14 protein-coding genes are annotated in these 17368 nt (G+C 54.4%); 11 read left to right on the top strand and 3 right to left on the bottom strand.

What is annotated here, in order from left to right; all coding sequences use genetic code 11:
* Window positions 1-114, top strand: a 114-nt coding sequence (locus tag FWJ25_RS18585) for an integrase core domain-containing protein (RefSeq protein ID WP_149600398.1), incomplete at its 5' end; no start/stop codon positions are given.
* Window positions 115-127: 13 nt separating this feature from the next.
* Here FWJ25_RS18585 and FWJ25_RS18580 read toward each other — a convergent pair.
* Both FWJ25_RS18580 and FWJ25_RS18575 read right to left on the bottom strand, forming a co-directional pair.
* Window positions 128-1591: a DUF927 domain-containing protein gene (locus FWJ25_RS18580; RefSeq protein ID WP_246166893.1), complete on the bottom strand. Its 1464-nt coding sequence runs from the start codon at window positions 1589-1591 to the stop codon at window positions 128-130.
* Complete coding sequence (locus FWJ25_RS18575) at window positions 1578-1820, bottom strand: helix-turn-helix transcriptional regulator (RefSeq protein WP_031214901.1); 243 nt, start codon at window positions 1818-1820, stop codon at window positions 1578-1580. Before FWJ25_RS18575 ends, FWJ25_RS18580 begins: the two co-directional genes overlap by 14 nt.
* Before the next feature lie 392 nt (window positions 1821-2212).
* Between FWJ25_RS18575 and FWJ25_RS18570 the strand changes: the two genes are divergently transcribed.
* The 7 genes from FWJ25_RS18570 (at window position 2213) to FWJ25_RS18540 (ending at window position 11567) form a co-directional block, all read left to right on the top strand.
* On the top strand, window positions 2213-3526 hold the full coding sequence (locus tag FWJ25_RS18570) for an ATP-binding protein (RefSeq protein WP_149601762.1): 1314 nt from the start codon (window positions 2213-2215) through the stop codon (window positions 3524-3526).
* A gap of 719 nt (window positions 3527-4245) precedes the next feature.
* The gene (locus FWJ25_RS18565) at window positions 4246-6138 is read left to right on the top strand and encodes a TonB-dependent receptor plug domain-containing protein (RefSeq protein WP_149601761.1); all 1893 of its coding nucleotides are present in this window, start codon (window positions 4246-4248) and stop codon (window positions 6136-6138) included.
* Between the two features lie 26 nt (window positions 6139-6164).
* Window positions 6165-7757 carry an alpha/beta hydrolase-fold protein gene (locus FWJ25_RS18560; RefSeq protein ID WP_188093671.1) on the top strand — a complete coding sequence of 531 codons (1593 nt, stop codon included), beginning with the start codon at window positions 6165-6167 and terminating at the stop codon, window positions 7755-7757.
* Window positions 7758-7866: 109 nt separating this feature from the next.
* Window positions 7867-8499 carry a guanylate kinase gene (gene gmk / locus FWJ25_RS18555; protein WP_149601759.1) on the top strand — a complete coding sequence of 211 codons (633 nt, stop codon included), beginning with the start codon at window positions 7867-7869 and terminating at the stop codon, window positions 8497-8499.
* An 86-nt stretch (window positions 8500-8585) separates the two neighbouring features.
* The gene (gene rpoZ / locus FWJ25_RS18550; protein WP_149601758.1) at window positions 8586-8798 is read left to right on the top strand and encodes a DNA-directed RNA polymerase subunit omega; all 213 of its coding nucleotides are present in this window, start codon (window positions 8586-8588) and stop codon (window positions 8796-8798) included.
* Between the two features lie 164 nt (window positions 8799-8962).
* Window positions 8963-11104: a RelA/SpoT family protein gene (locus tag FWJ25_RS18545; protein ID WP_149601757.1), complete on the top strand. Its 2142-nt coding sequence runs from the start codon at window positions 8963-8965 to the stop codon at window positions 11102-11104.
* Window positions 11105-11180: 76 nt separating this feature from the next.
* The gene (locus tag FWJ25_RS18540) at window positions 11181-11567 is read left to right on the top strand and encodes a RidA family protein (protein WP_149601756.1); all 387 of its coding nucleotides are present in this window, start codon (window positions 11181-11183) and stop codon (window positions 11565-11567) included.
* Window positions 11568-11635: 68 nt separating this feature from the next.
* Here the strand turns inward: FWJ25_RS18540 and FWJ25_RS18535 are convergent, their stop codons facing one another.
* Entirely contained in the window at window positions 11636-12505 is an 870-nt protein-coding gene (locus tag FWJ25_RS18535; protein WP_149601755.1) for an NAD-dependent epimerase/dehydratase family protein, read from the bottom strand.
* 75 nt (window positions 12506-12580) lie between these two features.
* Between FWJ25_RS18535 and FWJ25_RS18530 the strand changes: the two genes are divergently transcribed.
* The 3 genes from FWJ25_RS18530 (at window position 12581) to FWJ25_RS18520 (ending at window position 17174) form a co-directional block, all read left to right on the top strand.
* The gene (locus tag FWJ25_RS18530) at window positions 12581-13540 is read left to right on the top strand and encodes a hydrogen peroxide-inducible genes activator (protein ID WP_149601754.1); all 960 of its coding nucleotides are present in this window, start codon (window positions 12581-12583) and stop codon (window positions 13538-13540) included.
* Between the two features lie 8 nt (window positions 13541-13548).
* Complete coding sequence (recG, locus tag FWJ25_RS18525; protein WP_149601753.1) at window positions 13549-15624, top strand: ATP-dependent DNA helicase RecG; 2076 nt, start codon at window positions 13549-13551, stop codon at window positions 15622-15624.
* Between the two features lie 185 nt (window positions 15625-15809).
* Window positions 15810-17174, top strand: coding sequence for an aminoacyl-tRNA deacylase and HDOD domain-containing protein (locus FWJ25_RS18520; protein WP_149601752.1), 1365 nt, complete (start codon window positions 15810-15812; stop codon window positions 17172-17174).
* The last annotated feature ends 194 nt before the right edge of the window (window positions 17175-17368 follow it).

The raw sequence follows: 17368 nt of genomic DNA, 5'->3' as shown, positions 1-17368 counted from the left end.
GTGATGGCCCGGTTGCCGGAATGGATCGAGGACTATAACCGCAGCCACCCGCACAAGGGGCTGAAAATGAAATCGCCCTGGGAGTACCGGGCGGAACTGGCATCAAACGAATGAGGTGGTGTCCGGTTTAGCGGGGGCAACTACAGCTGCGCACTTGGCGAATGGCTTGTTGGTCTTCATTGGCGGCCACACCACCGCGGGCGAGTATCCATTGGTTAAGCTGATTTAAGCAGGTGGCTTCGACACTTTGGGCTGGCCAATCGAGCACTTTGGCTTGAATGGCTAACAGGCCTGCGCTAGCAAGTAAGGCAAACTTTTCGGCTACTCGGCGCACTTGGCCGTCAGCCTCGGTTGGTAAGCTAGCTAAAAAACGTTGGCGTACGTTTTGAAAAACGGGTCGCACCTGCGCGCTGTGCTGCGTTAAATACCGTAACCAGTCCAAGGCCAAACTGCCGTAATGTTGGCGACTTTGCTGTTTTAGGTGATCGGCTAAATCGGCGGCGTTCATACCATGACTCTGGTTAAACACGCCCATTTGCGCACCAGCATCGGCACTGAGATCAATCACTCGCACTTGCTGGCCAGCTTTTACGCGCTTGCCGATACTGGCAAGATGGCTTTCAAGCGTCACTTCGCCAGTGGATAAAAACACCAAGCGCCAACGGGCGGGTAAGCGCATTTCACCGTATTTGCCTGCACGGGTTTTACCTTGGCCATTGGCAAGCATGTAAGCGACATCACCTGCCTCTTTTGGGTCAACTTCGCCCATTTCATCGAGCGCCAGCAAGGCATCGTTATGCGCTAATGCTGTGCCTTCTAAACCGTTGGCCGTGGCACGCCAACTATGGCGCAATTGATTAGGTTCGCCCCACACCGATAATGCCGGATACAGCGCTGCGGTTTTACCAGTACTGCTGGCACCATAGAGGTGTAAACCAAAACCATCCACTCCGCACAAGTGCAACAAAGGCGCGGCCAGCGCAGCGCAGACACCAACAATCAATAGCGGGTTATCCAGACAATAACGGCCAACGTGCTGCCGCCAACTGTCACTACTACCTTGTTGAATAAAGCCTTCTATCGGGTGCATGGTTTGCAGCACCATGCGCGGGTTGTTGTGTTCGCTTGGGTAAAAGGTGAGGCGCGGATGCACATAAGCGTGGTGATGCCAGCCAATGCAGTTCACGCTAATGGCCTTTTGCGTAGCCAGTTCGCCCATTTGTTGAATAAACAGCGAGAGCAACTGCCGCGCTTTGACACTGTTACTCAGCCGCATGCCTCGGCTAAGTAATATCCGACGGTACTCGCTGCCGTCTCCGGCCAATAGTTCTGCTGGCATGGCCCAGTAGCGATGGCGATTGTCATCGTCTAACCAGTGCAATAAATAGCCGTAGTTGTCCCCTTGCGGATCGCGAGTACGAGCAGCTACTTGCAACCAAGAGCAGATTTTAACTGGGCTATCTTGCCCAGCCGGTTGCATCACCAGCCAGTTTTGCGCGTTATAGGCAAAACCAGCTGGTAATTTTGGCTCGTTGCTAGGCATATCACTGGCAGATAATTGGTTTAATGCAGATGGTTTATCCACGGCCATAAGCAGCACCGATACGGCGGGTTTCAATCCACTGGTCGATATCGCTTTCTAACCAGCCCACGGCACGCGCACCAATACGAATGGAACGTGGAAATTCACCGCTGGCCATCAGGGCATAAATGGTACTGCGGCCAAAGCCTGTTTTGGCCTTTACCTCGGGCAAGCGCAAAATCCGCTGCTGACGCGCTGGGTGTACTGAGTTTGTGGGTGATTGTGTGGTTGGGTTCATCGTTTGCTTCCTCACTGATCTGTTAAGTTCAGTTAGGAGTTTGCCAGTACTAATCGGACGCAGTAGGCAGATAAATGCCCAGATCGTGCAGCTTTCTGAGGGTACAAGTAGCTAGCTGCCCCAGTTTGTAGATAGTGCCCAAAACAATAAATGCTCTGTGGGCAGGGTTAGTGTGTGCCTAAGTGGCGTGAACTAAGGCTTTGCCCAGACTGCCCCAGATGTCCAAAGGGTAAGTGCCCAAAGCCATCTCAAAAGGGAAAGCCTTGCCCAACGATAACGCCATAACACTTTTATGCGCATAAAAATGTAAAATTCCACACTTTTCTGCGCGTAAAAGTGTAAACTGAGTTATACTACAGGCAGTTAACAGTCTTAATTGGCGGGAAATGACAATGCAGCGCAACTTACTCAACGCCCTAATAGCATGGAAAAATCAACCTGTGCGCAAGCCATTATTGATCGATGGCGCAAGACAAACAGGTAAAACCTATCTACTGCAAGAGTTGTTTGGGAAAACCTTTGCCAACATCCTTCGTATCGACTTCCTTGAAAACCCAGCTTACAAAGAAGCGTTCGATGGCTCGTTGTCACCTGACGAGCTAGTAATGAACATTGAGTTGTTAACCAACCAAGCGTTCAATCCAGACACCGACTTGCTGATATTAGATGAAATTGGCGAATGTGAACGAGCCGTAACTTCGCTGAAGTATTTTGCCGAAAAAGCACCGTCCTATTTTGTCGCAGCCAGCGGTTCAAATATTGGTTTGCTCAACACCTTCCCTGTGGGCAAGGTAGAACAATACGATTTACGACCACTGACCTTCCAAGAATTTATTTACGCATCCAACGAGCAAGCACTGATCAAAGCATTTGATAGTCAAGCAAGCACACCGGCGGTGCACACTAAATTGATGGATAAACTAACCGACTATTTTTTTACCGGTGGTATGCCGGAAGCCGTTTCTGCTTGGTATCAGTTTAAGGATTCAAGCATTCTAGAGCGTGTTGAAAAAGTCACAAAAATTCATGCCGATTTAGTTGAAGGTTATCGCCGCGATTTCGGTAAGTACGCGGGCAAGGTCGATGCCACACTGATTGAATCGGTGTTTAATAGCATTCCAGCCCAGCTATCACTTGTCAGCGATGAGTCAGTTAAACGCTTTAAATTTAAGCATGTGCATGAGCGTAAATCTCGTTATAGCGATTTTGAAACCGCGATCCATTGGCTTAACTGCTGCCGCTTAGCTTTGCCAAACTACCCTATTGAAGGATTACCGAAATCTCCGTTGGCGGCCTATAAAAAAGACAATATGGTTAAACTATTTCTGTTTGATGTGGGCCTGCTCAACCATATGCTGGGCAGCAGTTATAAAGAGATTAAGCAACAAAACTATGAATACAAAGGCTATGTGGCTGAAAACTTTGTGCAACAAGAGCTCACAGCTATTGGCGTTGACCCAAGCTATTCATGGAATGACGCCCGCGCCGAAATCGAATTTATTTTGGCGACCGATGAAGGCGATATCATCCCTGTGGAAGTCAAAAGTGGTAAACGTACAAGAGCAAAATCGTTGGCATCCTACGTTGAAAAATGTACTCCAAATAAAACCTTTAAGTTAACGGGTACACAAGGCTCTTCAGCGTTAGAACAAACCAATATCGTGATGCCTTTGTATTTCACGCAGTATTTACCAAAGAGGTGGTAAAAGCGCGTTGCCTAGCCCCGAAGGTCTACACAAAGTTACCTTAGGGATAACAATTTGTAGACCTGATGCTTACCATTCGACACTCAGTCTTATCTCTCTTGGATACCATAGTATCCATATTGGGCTTATTTCTATTAAAATGGACACTATAATATCCACTTCAGGCTAAGTGAGCTTTCTGCTGACTCATTACTATCGTGTAGAACCAGTGAAAAAATGGCAAAGCTATGTTGACGGAAATCATGCTCGATAAAGCCCTTCAAAACTGCTATGTTTTAGCTCTAACAGCAGCATAAAAACGGCACTGTTTTTCCATTGCTAACCACTAAGATTTAGTAAAAGCCATAGGCAAGTGGTGGGCAGTTTGGTGGGCAAACAGGCATTTTTGAACGGTTTCTTTTCGGTAAATCATTGAGTTTGTTAGGGTCTATGCCGCTACTCAATGAGCAGGTTCAGAACCTGGAGTAATGTGATTTCTCTGGGTGTCCCCAGTCCCGTCCTGAAATGTGTTGACGGGTGTTGATGGAGCCAGCTGCGATCAGCAGCTGGCTTTTTTGTGTCTTTCCTTTACCTCCCATCTCTTCTCCCTTCCTCACTTATTGCGTTTAATAATGATAATGATTAGTATTACGGTCAATTAATTGGTTCGGCCTCGCATAGTCGGGCCCGAATCTCTGACCTGTCTGCCCGTCATGGGTGATCGTTAAAAGGAAGTTGATATGTCCCGGGAGTTCTTTTCGCTGTCGTCGCTGGCCTCTGCAATGATGCTTGTTCATTCCTCAGCGTTTGCCGAAGTTCAGGAGCTGGATGCATTGGTGGTTACTGCCTCAGGAACCGAGCACACGCAGATGAGCGCACCGGCTTTCACCACGGTGATTGATGAAGATTCGATCCGGGAGAACCCATCGCAAACTGTGGCAGACCTGATAGGAAAAAGTGCAGGCGTCGTGAATCTCACCGATCCCAGCGGACGGGATGAGTTGCAGATCCGAGGTCTTCCGGGCAGCTATACGCTGGTGCTGGTGGATGGCCGCAGAGTGTCTTCCTCCAACGCACTCTGGCGAGGGGGCGATTTTGACTTCAGCTCCATTCCCCGTTCCAGCATCGAGCGCATAGAGATTGTCCGTGGTCCGATGTCGTCCCTCTACGGTGCCGACGCCATGGGCGGTGTCATCAATATCATTACCAAGAAAGGAACGGCCGAGTGGGTGACCAGTATCGACGCCAGTTATGAGGCGGTTCTGGAAGGGGAGGATGGCAACCGCTGGCGAACCAACCTTTCAACCTCCGGGGCGGTGGCAGAGGACGTGTACGTCCGTTTGAGTGGTGAGGTTTATGACCGGGATGCCTGGTTCACAAATGAAGGCGACGACGTGCCGGGGCAGGAAGAAAAGAAAGCTCGTAACCTTTCCGGGTCCGTCAGTTGGGACATCGATAATCGCCAGACACTGATCGCTGATGTGCGGGTAAACCACGATGAGCGCCCGTACGGCATATACAGCGCAGGCCCGGACTACCGTGGCCAGGAAATAAACAGGGAAACCTATGGTGTGACTCATGAGGGCGACTGGGCCTGGGGTAGTACACGTCTGAATGTCAATTACGAGGATGGCGAAATCGATGACCTCAACTCCCGCTATCCCGATCCTCAACAACGTTATCTGGAAGAAAAAACCCTCACGGCGGCGGGAAGCGGCAGCGTTATCTGGGGTGATCATGGGCTGACTGCGGGCTTTGAGGTTCGCGACCAGACGGTGGCAGATAAGGTGGCGTTCTCAGAAACCGGAGAAGCCAGCGCGCTGATCAAAGGCGTCTATCTTCAGGACGAGTGGTTCCTGACGGATCGGTTGACGCTGACCCTGGGTGGCCGCTACGACGACCATGAAGACTTTGATGGCGAGTTCACGCCCCGTGGTTACCTCGTTTACCAGCTCAACGACAGTCTGTCTCTCAAGGGTGGTGTTGCCAAGGCATATAAGGCTCCGGCGCCTCACCAGATCATTGAAGAATATCAGGTGGTCAGTTGCGGCGGTTCCTGTTTCATCCCGGGCAACCCGGATCTTGTGCCGGAAACCAGCACAAACTATGAGCTGGGCTTTGAAGTGAGCCGGCCCGCCTGGCGGATGAGTGCTGTGGCCTTCCGCTCCGATGTGGAAGACATGATTGTTGCCATCCGTGATCCACGGTCCTGGGTAAACCTGAATGAGGTGGAAATTCAGGGAGTGGAGCTCGAAGGTAGCGTGGACATGGGTTTTGGCCTCAGTTTTGACGGCGCCTATACCTATCAGGACACGGAAGAGAACGGAGAAGACGAGATTGCCTATCGGCCGCGCCACAAGCTCAATGCGGGTTTGAACTGGCAGGTCGTCTCATCTACGGGGATTCGGCTGGGAGCCGACTATTTTGGCGAACAGGTCAACTACGACGGAGACGATCAGTCTGCCTATACCCTGTTCGATCTTTCCGTGAATTCTCAGGTTACACCGGCTCTGGCGCTGCGCGGCGGTGTAAACAATCTCACCAACGTGGACCTCACTGAGGATGCCGACGACGATTACTACGGCAACGTACTCGGACGCAGTGTCTTTGTGGGTATGAGCTACGACTTCTGATGCTGCGGAACAGGGAAGGCGGTTTGATGGCACGAGTTATCTCTGTGGCGGCGATGATGCTGGTAGCGTTGTGTGCGTATGCGGGACAGCCCCGGGTAATCATTGAAAAGCGGTTCACAGTGCCGTCCGGGGAGGCGTTTACTGTCAACCTGAAACTTGAAAAGGGAGAGTACATCCGCGGGCACCTGAAAAGTAAGGCGGCCATTGAAGCCGCTTTCATGAATCAGGAGGGTCTTGTCCGGCATGTAGCCGGGACGGGGGATAAGGAAGCCTGGATTTATTTTGCGGCGCCAGCGCCAGGAGACTATCGGTTGGTCGTCCGGGCCGCGAACCCAGTGGATGAAGTGCAGCTTGATCTGGAAACGGTTCCCCTGCTCACGGCGAGTGCGGTTCGTACTCCGGAGATGATGAGCCCGTTCATTCAACGAGCACATGAAGCGCTGATCAATGGTAAGTCGGCTGATGAGGTATGGAACAGGCTGATCGCATCGGGAACCCCGGTGATTGAGTCTGCTGAGGATCTGCCGGATGGGCAGCTGGAGCCAATGCAGCGCCTGGTCACTTTCCTTTGGCGGGGAGCAAAGGATCGGGTGCTGCTTTTCGGCGGGCCAGGCTATGAGCATGATCCGCTGTTCCGGCTCGCCAATACCGATATCTGGTTTCGCAGCTATGTCATGCCGGACGATACCCGCATGAGCTACCTGCTGGCGCCGGATGTGCCGCAGGTGGATGGTTCGGCCCGAGAGCAGCGGGTTGCGATTCTGGCGACCGCTCAGCGGGACCCTGAAAACCCGGACTATTGGTCTCCGACAGGGAGCAGCGATATCTACAGTGTTCGCTCGGTGCTGGAGTTGGAAAATGCGCCTTCCGACCATCTTCTGGCTGGGCAGGGCGCTGTTACTGAACCGTTCCGGTTCCAGCTCCACAGCGAGCGTCTGGGCAATACCCGTAACGTGGCGATATGGGTGCCGGAGGGGGTGGGTGTAGCCGGGGATGGCCGTGTGCCGTTGGCCATCTTTTTTGATGGTGACGATTATCTGAGCAAAGTGCCCGCTCCCCGGATACTGGATCATCTGATCAGGGCCGGAGACATTCCGCCTGTCGTGGCGGTATTCGTCAGTAACCCGGATCGCCGGGCAAGAAACAGCGAATTGCCCTGCAATGAGGACTTTGCTGACTTTATGGCGCTGGAGTTACTTCCCTTTGTGTCGGATAGGACCGGGTTCAGCTTTTCCGGCGGGACGACTCTGTTGGCAGGAGCCAGCTTTGGCGGGCTCGCAGCCGCATGCACGGCTTTCCGGTATCCGGATCAGTTTGGTCTGGTCTTGAGTCAGTCAGGTTCATTCTGGTGGAGCCCGCCCGAAGATGAACGCCCTGAATGGCTGAATGAGAGATTTGTGGAGTCGCCCAGATTACCTCTGCATTTTTACCTCAGTGCGGGGCGTTTTGAGACGGATTTTGGCGAAAGCGGCATCCTCAACGCCAACCGCCAACTTGAGCAGATTCTTCGGGTTAAAGGGTATCCGGTCAGGCTGGAAGAGTTCAGCGCCGGTCATGACTATTTCCACTGGCGAGCCACCCTTGGGCGTGGCCTGGTATATTTGTTGGGAACTCTCTGATCTCTGGCTCCGGGCCAGGTCGGGATGCGGGGAAAGGGTAAACTCCGTATAATTCCCGACTTTCCGGGCCAGCCCGCTGGCCACCCAGTTAGTTCGGAGTATTTGAGCAATGAGTCAGGCTGCAGTACAGGGAACCCTATTTGTCATTTCCGCGCCATCAGGGGCGGGCAAAACCAGCCTTGTGGCCGAAATGTTGCGTAGTGATGAAACGCTGGGTGTTTCTGTTTCCCACACTACCCGCCCCATGCGAGAAGGTGAACAGAACGGCGTAAACTACCATTTTGTCAGTCGTGACGAGTTTGAGGTCATGATTGGTCGTGGCGATTTTCTTGAGCATGCCGATGTTTTTGGCAACTATTACGGCACGTCCCATGTCTGGGTTCGGGAAACCCTGGCGACAGGCCGTGATGTGATTCTCGAAATCGATTGGCAGGGCGCCGAACAGGTTCGTCGGTTGATGCCTGAGTGTGTCAGCATCTTCATCGTTCCCCCCTCGGCGTCGATCCTTCGGGAGCGTTTGACGGGCCGAGGCACGGATGCGCCTGAGGTGGTCGAGCGGCGGTTGGCGGAAGCAGCAGAAGAGTGCCGCCATGCGGGGGAGTTTGATTACCTCGTGGTGAATGATCAGTTTGAAGTTGCTCTGGCTGATCTCCTGGCCATTACCCGCACACAGCGCCTGAGAATGCAGGTTCAGCAGGCAAGACATAGCGCGGTGCTGGCCGGGCTGTCGAATCAGGGCTGATTCCTGGTTTTTCTGTATACAAATTGAGCCGGCCGCAGTAAACTACGCGGTCTGCTGAATCAGTCATTTTTATTTTCGGGGAAGTTATGGCACGAGTTACCGTTGAAGATTGTCTGGAAAACGTTGATAACCGCTTCCAGTTGGTGATGCTGGCTACCAAACGTGCTCGCCAGATCGCAACCAAAGGCGCGGAGCCGATGCTGCCAGAGGAAAACGACAAGCCGACAGTTATCGCCCTGCGCGAAATTGCTGAGGGCAAAGTCACTCGCGATCTTCTCAATGAAGACGACGAGGATTGATCACCGGGCAGGATATCTACCTATGCCTGTGTGACAAGCATTGAAATCTGTCCTTGCGGTTTTATAGTGTATCTATAGAACGTTGCTGGAAGGACTATGGAAGGACCCGGATGCGAGCATTCGGGTTTTTTTGTCCCTGAATTTTGTCGAGACGTGGAGGCGCGGTGTCAGTAGAGGCTACGGTTGAAGGGCTGGCAAAAGAGCTGAGTACCTATCTGGATACCAATCGCATCAATCAGGTGCGACGGGCCTACTATTACGCCGAACAGGCCCACGAAGGGCAAATGCGTAAGAGCGGGGATCGCTACATTACCCATCCGCTGGCGGTGGCAGGCATTCTGGCCGAACTTCGGCTGGACCATCAGAGTCTGATGGCGGCCATGCTTCACGACGTGATCGAAGATACCGGAATCCCCAAGGACGCGCTCGCCGAGCAGTTCGGGGACGACGTAGCGGAACTGGTTGATGGGGTCAGTAAGCTGACCCAGATTGAGTTCCGCTCTCGGGCTGAGGCCCAGGCGGAAAATTTTCAGAAAATGACGCTGGCCATGGCCCGGGATATTCGGGTGATTCTGGTAAAGCTGGCAGACCGACTCCACAATATGCGTACGCTGGGCCCCATGCCCTATGAAAAGCGTCAGCGCATTGCTACAGAAACCCTCGATATTTATGCCCCCATTGCCAACCGTCTTGGCATGCACTCCATCTGTACCGAACTGGAAGACCTGGGGTTTTCATCCTTGTTTCCGATGCGTTCCCGGTACATCTCCAAAGCTGTGGAAAAACTCCGGGGCAGCCATCGGGAAATTATTGAAGAAATTCGTGGCAAGCTGCAGGAAAAACTGGAAGAACGTGGCCTGCCTGGCCGGATTCTGGGCCGCGAAAAGCACCTGAACAGCATCTACAACAAGATGAAGTTCAAACAGAAATCCTTCCATGAAATTATGGATGTATACGCCTTCCGAATTATCACCGATACCGAGGATGACTGTTACCGTATCCTTGGCGCCGTCCATAGCCTCTACAAACCACTGCCCGGGCGCTTTAAAGATTACATTGCCATGCCCAAGGCCAATGGCTATCAATCTTTGCACACCACGTTGTTCGGCATGCATGTGAACATTGAGATCCAGATCCGCACGGAAGAAATGGAGCACATCGCGAACAACGGTATTGCCGCGCACTGGATGTACAAGAATGAACCCAGCAGCGTTACCACTGCCAACCAGGCGAGGGTGGATCGCTGGGTGAAAGGGCTGATGGAAATGCGGGAACGGGCCGATGACTCGCTGGAGTTTATCGAGCATGTGAAGGTTGATCTGTTCCCCGATGAAATATACGTCTTTACGCCCAAGGGCAAGATCATGGAGTTGCCCAGCGGTGCGACACCGGTGGATTTTGCCTACGCTATTCATACCGATATCGGCAACGCAACGGTGGCTTGCCGTATCAACCGTAACCTCGGCTCTCTGAGTCAGCCTCTACAGAGTGGTCAGACAGTAGAGGTGATTACTGCTCCTGGTGCCCGGCCGAACCCGGCATGGTTGAGTTTTGTGGTCACAGGCAAGGCTCGTAGCAGTATCCGTCATGTGCTCAAGGGCCAGAAGCGTACCGAATCTCTGGAGCTGGGCAAAACCCTGCTGAAGAAGTCTCTGAAGGGCTTTGGGGCGCGGCTGGCTGATATCAGTGAGTCCCAGATTGAGGCGGTGGTCAAACACAATCAGGTCAACAGCCTGGATGATCTGGTCAGTGATATTGGTTTGGGCAACCGGATGGCCTATCTGGTGGCACGCCAGTTGGTGAGCGGGGCCGAAAATCAGGAAGAGCCGGAAACCATTCAGGACATCCGCGGTGGCGAGGGCAGTCCTGTCACCATTCGGGGCACCGAAGGTCTTCTGGTGCGGTTCGGCAGTTGCTGTAAACCGATTCCGGGAGACCCGGTGGTCGGTGTGATGGATTCCGGCAATGGCATGGTTATCCACTCAGACAGCTGCAGTCGTTTGCCCGAGGATCGAGAGGGCCGGGCGCGGCTGACTCACCTGAAATGGGCCAAGGACATCACCGATGAGTTCTCGGTTGAGTTACGTGTGGAGCTGGAACGTCAGCGGGGTGTGATTGCCGAAGTTGCCAATGCGGTTGCCATGGCAGATGGCAATATCGAACGGATCAATGTTGAGGACCAGAACGCCAAATTTGGCGTCGTGAGCCTTGTTCTGCACGTGAACGGGCGTCGTCACCTGGCTCGGGTTATGCGCCGGATACGTAATATCAAGGCAGTCACCTACATTGGCAGGGTTCGCAACTGATCGACTATCGGCTGGTTGACAGTGGTGGCGCCAAGGGGTGAGGATTGGCGTTTTGAAACAGAGGAAATTACGGGACATGACCAACAAGTCCGTTATCCAGACCGAAAATGCCCCTCAGGCGATCGGCACCTATTCGCAAGCTGTTAAAGCTGGTGACACTGTTTACCTGTCTGGCCAGATTCCGCTGGTGCCTGAAACCATGGAAATCGTTGCCGGAGACTTCTCAGCCAAGACCCGTCAGGTCTTCGAAAACCTCAAGGCCGTTTGTGAGGCGGCTGGGGGAGAGCTGAAAGATATCGTGAAACTCAATATCTACATGACTGACCTGGCTAACTTTGCCACGGTAAATGAGATCATGGCGACCTACTTCCAGGAACCATACCCGGCCCGTGCCGCGGTCGGTGTCGCTGCCCTTCCGAAGGGTGTGCCCATTGAGATGGAAGCGGTGATGGTGCTCAGCTGAGGCTGGAACCATTAACCTGGAAGCATTAGCAAAGAAAGGCGGCCTTGGCCGCCTTTCGTGTTTTCCCGCTATCGTAATTCTTCAATTATCGCCCGATAGCCCGAACGGAAGTCGGGATACCGGAAGCGGAATCCACTGTCCAGCAGTCGCTGATTGCTGCATCGTTTACTCCCCGCACGGCCTCCGGTGCGTGCATTGTCCGCCGGAGCAGCACAGGGAATCTGCCCGCGTACCCAGTTCACTACCTCGTCCAGTCGCACGGGTTCGCAGTCGGTGCCAATATACCGTGACTCAAGGGTTTCGCCTGCGATGGCTTTCAGCGCCAGGTGCTCAATGATGGCAGCGGCATCTTCTTCGTGGATTCTGTTGCTGTAGGGCGCTGGCGCCAGTGGATTCATCCGGCCTTCAATCACTTCTTCCAGAAAACGGCGTCGTGAGGGACCATAGATGCCGCTGAAACGAACGATAGTGGCGGGATGTACGCTGGAGAGGGCGACTTCTTCGCCTGCCAGAATCTGTTCTCCGCTGAAGCGGGCGGGATGGGCCGGGCTGCTTTCATCCACCCAGCTGTCATCATCCTGTGCGTAAACGCTGGTGCTGCTGATAAAAAACAGGCGCTTCAGGGACGGTTGCCTGAGGGAGTCGAGAAGATTCCTGAGCCCGTTTACATAGGCATCCCGGTAGCCCTGCTCGTCATAGCTTGAGGGGGTGAGGCAGTAAATGATGATGTCGAGGTTTGATGGCAGTGTGCCGGCCAGTGTGTCGGGGCGGGTCAGGTCGGCTGAAACTCCCTGTACGCCTGCAGGCACCTTATCAGCCTGACGCCGAAGCCCGAAGACCTCCGCAGCTTCCTTCAACTGGCTTGCAATTGCTCCGCCGAGCTTGCCGCAGCCGGCAACAAGAATTCGGGGCCGGTCTTTGCTATCAGTCATTGCCATAGACAATATCAATCCTTATCCTTAACCTCATAAATTAGTGATACTTCGACCAGCACCTACCGACCGGAGCTCACCATGACGCTTACCGAGTTACGATACGTCGTTACGCTTGCCCGTGAAAGGCATTTTGGCCGTGCAGCTGAGCGCTGTCACGTCAGTCAGCCGACTTTGAGTGTCGCTGTCAAAAAGCTTGAGGATGAGCTGGGCATTCCCCTGTTTGAGCGCAGCAAAAGCAGTATACGGGTTACGGAAACCGGGCTGCGCATTGTCGAACAGGCGCAGCGGGTGCTGGATCAGGTCGGGCTGATAAAGGATCTTGCTCAGGATGGCAAAAACCAGCTGAACTCACCCTTGAAGGTCGGAGCCATCTACACCATTGGTCCCTACCTGTTTCCGCATCTTTTGCCCGAGCTGCGTCGGGCTGCGCCGGAAATGCCCCTCTACATAGAGGAGAACTATACGGCTAGCCTGCGCCAGAAGCTGCGCCAGTCGGAGCTGGATGCCATCATCATCGCGCTGCCGTTTGAAGAGCCGGAAGTGGTGACCATGCCATTGTACGACGAGCCGTTTGTGGTGCTGTTACCCGCTGGTCATCCACTTGCAGAAAAAGAGCAACTGACGGCCGACGAACTGGCAAAAGAACAGCTGTTGCTTCTCGGCCCGGGCCACTGCTTCCGGGATCAGGTTCTGGAGTCTTGTCCTCCTCTGGTGGAAGCCATTACCAAGCGTTCGGATGTTGGCTCGCCGTCTCTGGTTACCGAGGGTAGCTCCCTTGAAACCATTCGGCACATGGTCGCCTCGGGGTTGGGTATCACAGTGCTGCCACTGTCTGCGGCGACTGCCATGCAATACCATGAGGATATTCTAGCGGTCCGTCCCTTTGCCTCTCCGGTGCCTTACCGCACGGTAGCTCTGGCATGGAGGGTGACCTTCCCGCGTCCGAAAGCCATCGATGTCCTGTCCCTGGCAGCGAGCCAGTGCCGGGTTATTGAAAAGGCCAGAACAGATACACCTGCTGTCGCGGAAAGTGCCTGAGAAACACTATGACGTCACTGGATGACCTCTCCGTCACCCAGCTGAAGGGCGTAGGCAACGCCCTGGCGGAAAAGTTGGCCAAGCTGGGGATTTATTCTCTGCAGGACCTGCTTTTCCACTTGCCCCATCGGTACGAAGACCGCACCCGGGTAATCCCGATGGGCAGTCTTCGTATCGGCGATGTCGCCGTGGTGGAGGGCGACGTCATGAAAACCGATCTCGTGATGGGGCGCCGCCGTAGCTTGCAGGTAACCCTGAAGGACGAGACCGGTTTCCTGGTGATGCGCTTTTTCCACTTTAACGCGGCCCAGAAAAACCAGTTGTCTGAAGGCGCCAGAGTCCGGTGTTTTGGTGAGGTCCGGCCTGGCCGGGCAGGCTATGAGTTCTATCATCCCGAATATCAGGTCAGCCCTCCTCCAATGCCTGATGAAGGTCAGGCGACACTGACCCCGGTTTACCCCCTCACTGAAGGGATTCAGCAGCCCCGGGTCAGAGGATTGTGTCAGCAGGCTCTGGCCTATCTCCGGCGCTACCCCATAAAGGACTGGTTACCACCGGAGTTGCTGGCGGATTACCAGTTGCCGGCGATTACTGATGCCGTCCAGTTGGTTCATTTGCCGCCGGCCAATGCTCCGGTTCACCTGCTGATGGAGGGTCGGCATCCTGCGCAGCAACGCCTGGTCATGGAAGAGCTGCTGGCGCACCAGCTCAGCTTGCTCCAGGTGCGGGAACAGATTCAGGCTCGGGAGGCACTGCCATTGCTGCCAACAGGAGAGCTGACCCGGCAGTTTCTGGATTCCCTTCCGTTTAGTCTCACCGGTGCCCAACGACATGTGTTGAGTGATATTCGCCAGGATCTGAGCCAGCCTTTGCCAATGCTGCGCCTGGTGCAGGGGGATGTGGGCTCGGGTAAAACCGTTGTTGCCGCTGTAGCGGCGTTGCAGGCGATTGGTGCGGGCGCGCAGGTTGCGTTGATGGCCCCCACAGAAATTCTGGCGGAACAGCACTTCCAGAACTTCAGTTCCTGGCTTGAACCTCTGGGTATTGAACTGGCCTGGCTGTCTGGAAAGGTCAAAGGCAAGGCCCGCCAGCAGGCTCGGGAAAAAGTAGTGTCCGGGCAGGCAGGTGTTGTCATCGGGACACATGCGCTGTTCCAGGATGACGTGCAATTTCAGCGACTGGCCCTGGTGATTGTGGATGAGCAGCATCGGTTCGGTGTTCACCAGCGGCTCGCACTCAGGGAAAAAGGCGTGGGAGGGACGTTAGCCCCCCACCAGCTCATCATGACGGCCACGCCGATCCCCCGGACCCTGGCCATGAGTGCATACGCAGATCTGGACACGTCGGTCATTGATGAGTTGCCGCCGGGGCGCAAACCTATTGAAACCATTGTTCTCCCTGATACCCGGCGGGAGGATGTGGTGGAGCGAGTCCGAAAGGCTTGCCGGGAAGGGCGCCAGGCGTATTGGGTGTGTACCCTGATTGAGGAATCAGAGGCTCTGCAATGCCAGGCTGCGGAGGTGACCGCGGCAGAGTTGGTGGAACGATTGCCGGAACTCAAGGTCGGATTGGTGCACGGGCGCCTGAAAGCCGCTGAAAAAGCGGCGGTCATGGAGAGCTTCAAGACCGGTGAACTGGACCTTTTGGTCGCGACAACCGTGATAGAAGTGGGAGTGGATGTTCCCAATGCTTCGCTGATTCTGATTGAAAACCCGGAGCGACTGGGTTTGGCCCAGCTGCATCAGCTCCGGGGTCGTGTCGGTCGCGGAGAGCAGGCCAGCTTCTGTGTTTTGATGTACCATCCGCCTCTGTCGCAGAATGGCAAAGCGCGCCTGCAGGCCCTGCGGGACAGCCAGGATGGATTTTATATTGCCGAGAAAGATCTCGAAATCCGCGGCCCGGGCGAGGTTCTCGGAACCCGGCAGACTGGCATGATGCAATTCAGGCTTGCGGACTTTGAACGGGACAAAGGCTGGATAGAGCCGGTTAAAGAAATGGCTCCGGGCCTGATGGAATCACCGGAAATCGTCAGTGGCTTGATTCGCCGCTGGCTGGGAGAAAGGCTTCGCTACGGCGATGTCTGATAGAGAGTCAGAAACAACCAGAAAGAATCATAGAGTACGCCCGTTGAGCTGTCGTGAGCGTATAGAAACAGTCCGGAAACAGGCATGGGTCAATCTGTAAACCGATTGCGGGCCTTATGATGGAATGTGAACGATAGAACGCCGGTCGCCGAGTCCGGCCTTCAGCACTAATTCGGGAGAGAGTTATGGAATTACCTGTCGCAGTTCAGCAGGCCCTCGGGGAATCTGCATCGGGGGTAGCGCTGCGGGATGCTCGTCAGATCGCAGTAAACGAACTGTTGCGTATGGTTTTGCTGAACGACGGGGAGGGTAATCTGCAGGCTATTTGTCGCAAAGACGAACTGATTGACCTGTCATTGCTCAATAAACATCTGGGCCGCGATCTACAGCTTATGAAGCGTCGGGAGCAGGTTCGTGTCCGGGAACGCGCGGGTCTGAGCGAGCTGCCTGCGCTGCCGTCCCTGACGGGCTGGCCAACCGTGGTCGATAGCCAGGTGGATGACCTGCCAGCGGTCGCGATTGAACTGGGTGATCAGAATCTGGCCATGGTGATGCCCGCAGAAGACTTTCGAGGCCTTACCGCTGAAGCCGACAGAGTGGCCTTCGCCGTTGATCCTGCCTCGATAGCCGTGAACCTCAGTGACCATGGCAAGGACCGGGATCAGTTCAATACGGCCATCAAGAAATTTACCGGGCTGCGAATCCAGCAGCGACTGGAAGATACCCTGGAACTTCCGCCGTTACCGGAAACTGCCCAACGAATCATTCACCTGAGGGTGAACCCGAACGCCGTCATGGGCGACCTGGTTGATATTGTCGAAAGTGATCCCAGTCTTGCCGCACAGGTTGTGAGTTGGGCTTCCTCGTCCTTCTATGCGGCTGCGGGCCAGGTGCGTTCGGTACACGATGCGGTATCCCGGGTGCTTGGTTTTGATCTGGTGATGAACCTGGCCATGGGGCTTTCTCTAGGCCGGGCTCTGAAGAAGCCTCAGGACCACCCGGATGGATACGTCGACTACTGGCAGCAGGCAATCTGGCAGGCCCAGTCTGCAGGTATCCTGGCGAGTATGATGCCCCGCGGCGAACGCCCTATGTTTGGCCTGGCGTATCTTGCGGGTCTGTTGCATAACTTTGGACATCTGGTGCTGGCCCAGGTCTTTCCGCCACATTTCAAACTGGTGTGCCGCTCTCTGGAAGTAAACCCGCAGATTGATTCATCGGTTACTGAACACTACCTGCTGGGTATCACGAGAGAGCAGATTGCCAGCCAGCTTATGGAAAACTGGGGCATGCCGGATGAAGTCACCCTGGCGATCCGTTACCAGAAAAATCCGGGCTACAATGGCGATCACTGTGTCTATGCGAAGTTGCTCTGGCTCGGGCGTCAGTTGTTGACCGCGAGGGGGATTGCTCTGGGCGCCGGAGAAGACGTCAGCCAGTCGTTCTACGATGAGCTGGGCCTTGATCGCGAAAAAGTCGAAGAGCAGTTTGATCAGCTGGTGGAAAGCAAGGACAGCATCATGGCTATGGCCGGAATGATGAACCAGTAAACAGACCTTGGCCCACCAAAAAAGCCGGCCAAAAGGCCGGCAAGCTCACCCGCTTATTGCAAAATCGTCCAAACATTTCAGGAGAACACAACGCAGGGCAACCGCTACGAAGTGGGCTGCGCCCTGTCTTTAAATTTAGCCAAAAGGCTGGAAAAGGAAAGCCGGCTCACAGAGGTGCCGGCTCATGAGTGGGG

Source organism: Marinobacter salinexigens, assembly GCF_008370345.1.
In the GTDB taxonomy this organism is placed as follows: domain Bacteria; phylum Pseudomonadota; class Gammaproteobacteria; order Pseudomonadales; family Oleiphilaceae; genus Marinobacter; species Marinobacter salinexigens.
This window is presented reverse-complemented; position numbering and strand designations above follow the sequence as displayed.

Coding starts and splice junctions, on each gene's coding strand:
- FWJ25_RS18580 (WP_246166893.1), bottom strand. CDS start 1,591: ATGGCCGTGGATAAACCATCTGCATTAAACCAATTATCTGCCAGTGAT.
- FWJ25_RS18575 (WP_031214901.1), bottom strand. CDS start 1,820: ATGAACCCAACCACACAATCACCCACAAACTCAGTACACCCAGCGCGT.
- FWJ25_RS18570 (WP_149601762.1), top strand. CDS start 2,213: ATGCAGCGCAACTTACTCAACGCCCTAATAGCATGGAAAAATCAACCT.
- FWJ25_RS18565 (WP_149601761.1), top strand. CDS start 4,246: ATGTCCCGGGAGTTCTTTTCGCTGTCGTCGCTGGCCTCTGCAATGATG.
- FWJ25_RS18560 (WP_188093671.1), top strand. CDS start 6,165: ATGGCACGAGTTATCTCTGTGGCGGCGATGATGCTGGTAGCGTTGTGT.
- gmk (WP_149601759.1), top strand. CDS start 7,867: ATGAGTCAGGCTGCAGTACAGGGAACCCTATTTGTCATTTCCGCGCCA.
- rpoZ (WP_149601758.1), top strand. CDS start 8,586: ATGGCACGAGTTACCGTTGAAGATTGTCTGGAAAACGTTGATAACCGC.
- FWJ25_RS18540 (WP_149601756.1), top strand. CDS start 11,181: ATGACCAACAAGTCCGTTATCCAGACCGAAAATGCCCCTCAGGCGATC.
- FWJ25_RS18535 (WP_149601755.1), bottom strand. CDS start 12,505: ATGGCAATGACTGATAGCAAAGACCGGCCCCGAATTCTTGTTGCCGGC.
- FWJ25_RS18530 (WP_149601754.1), top strand. CDS start 12,581: ATGACGCTTACCGAGTTACGATACGTCGTTACGCTTGCCCGTGAAAGG.
- recG (WP_149601753.1), top strand. CDS start 13,549: ATGACGTCACTGGATGACCTCTCCGTCACCCAGCTGAAGGGCGTAGGC.
- FWJ25_RS18520 (WP_149601752.1), top strand. CDS start 15,810: ATGGAATTACCTGTCGCAGTTCAGCAGGCCCTCGGGGAATCTGCATCG.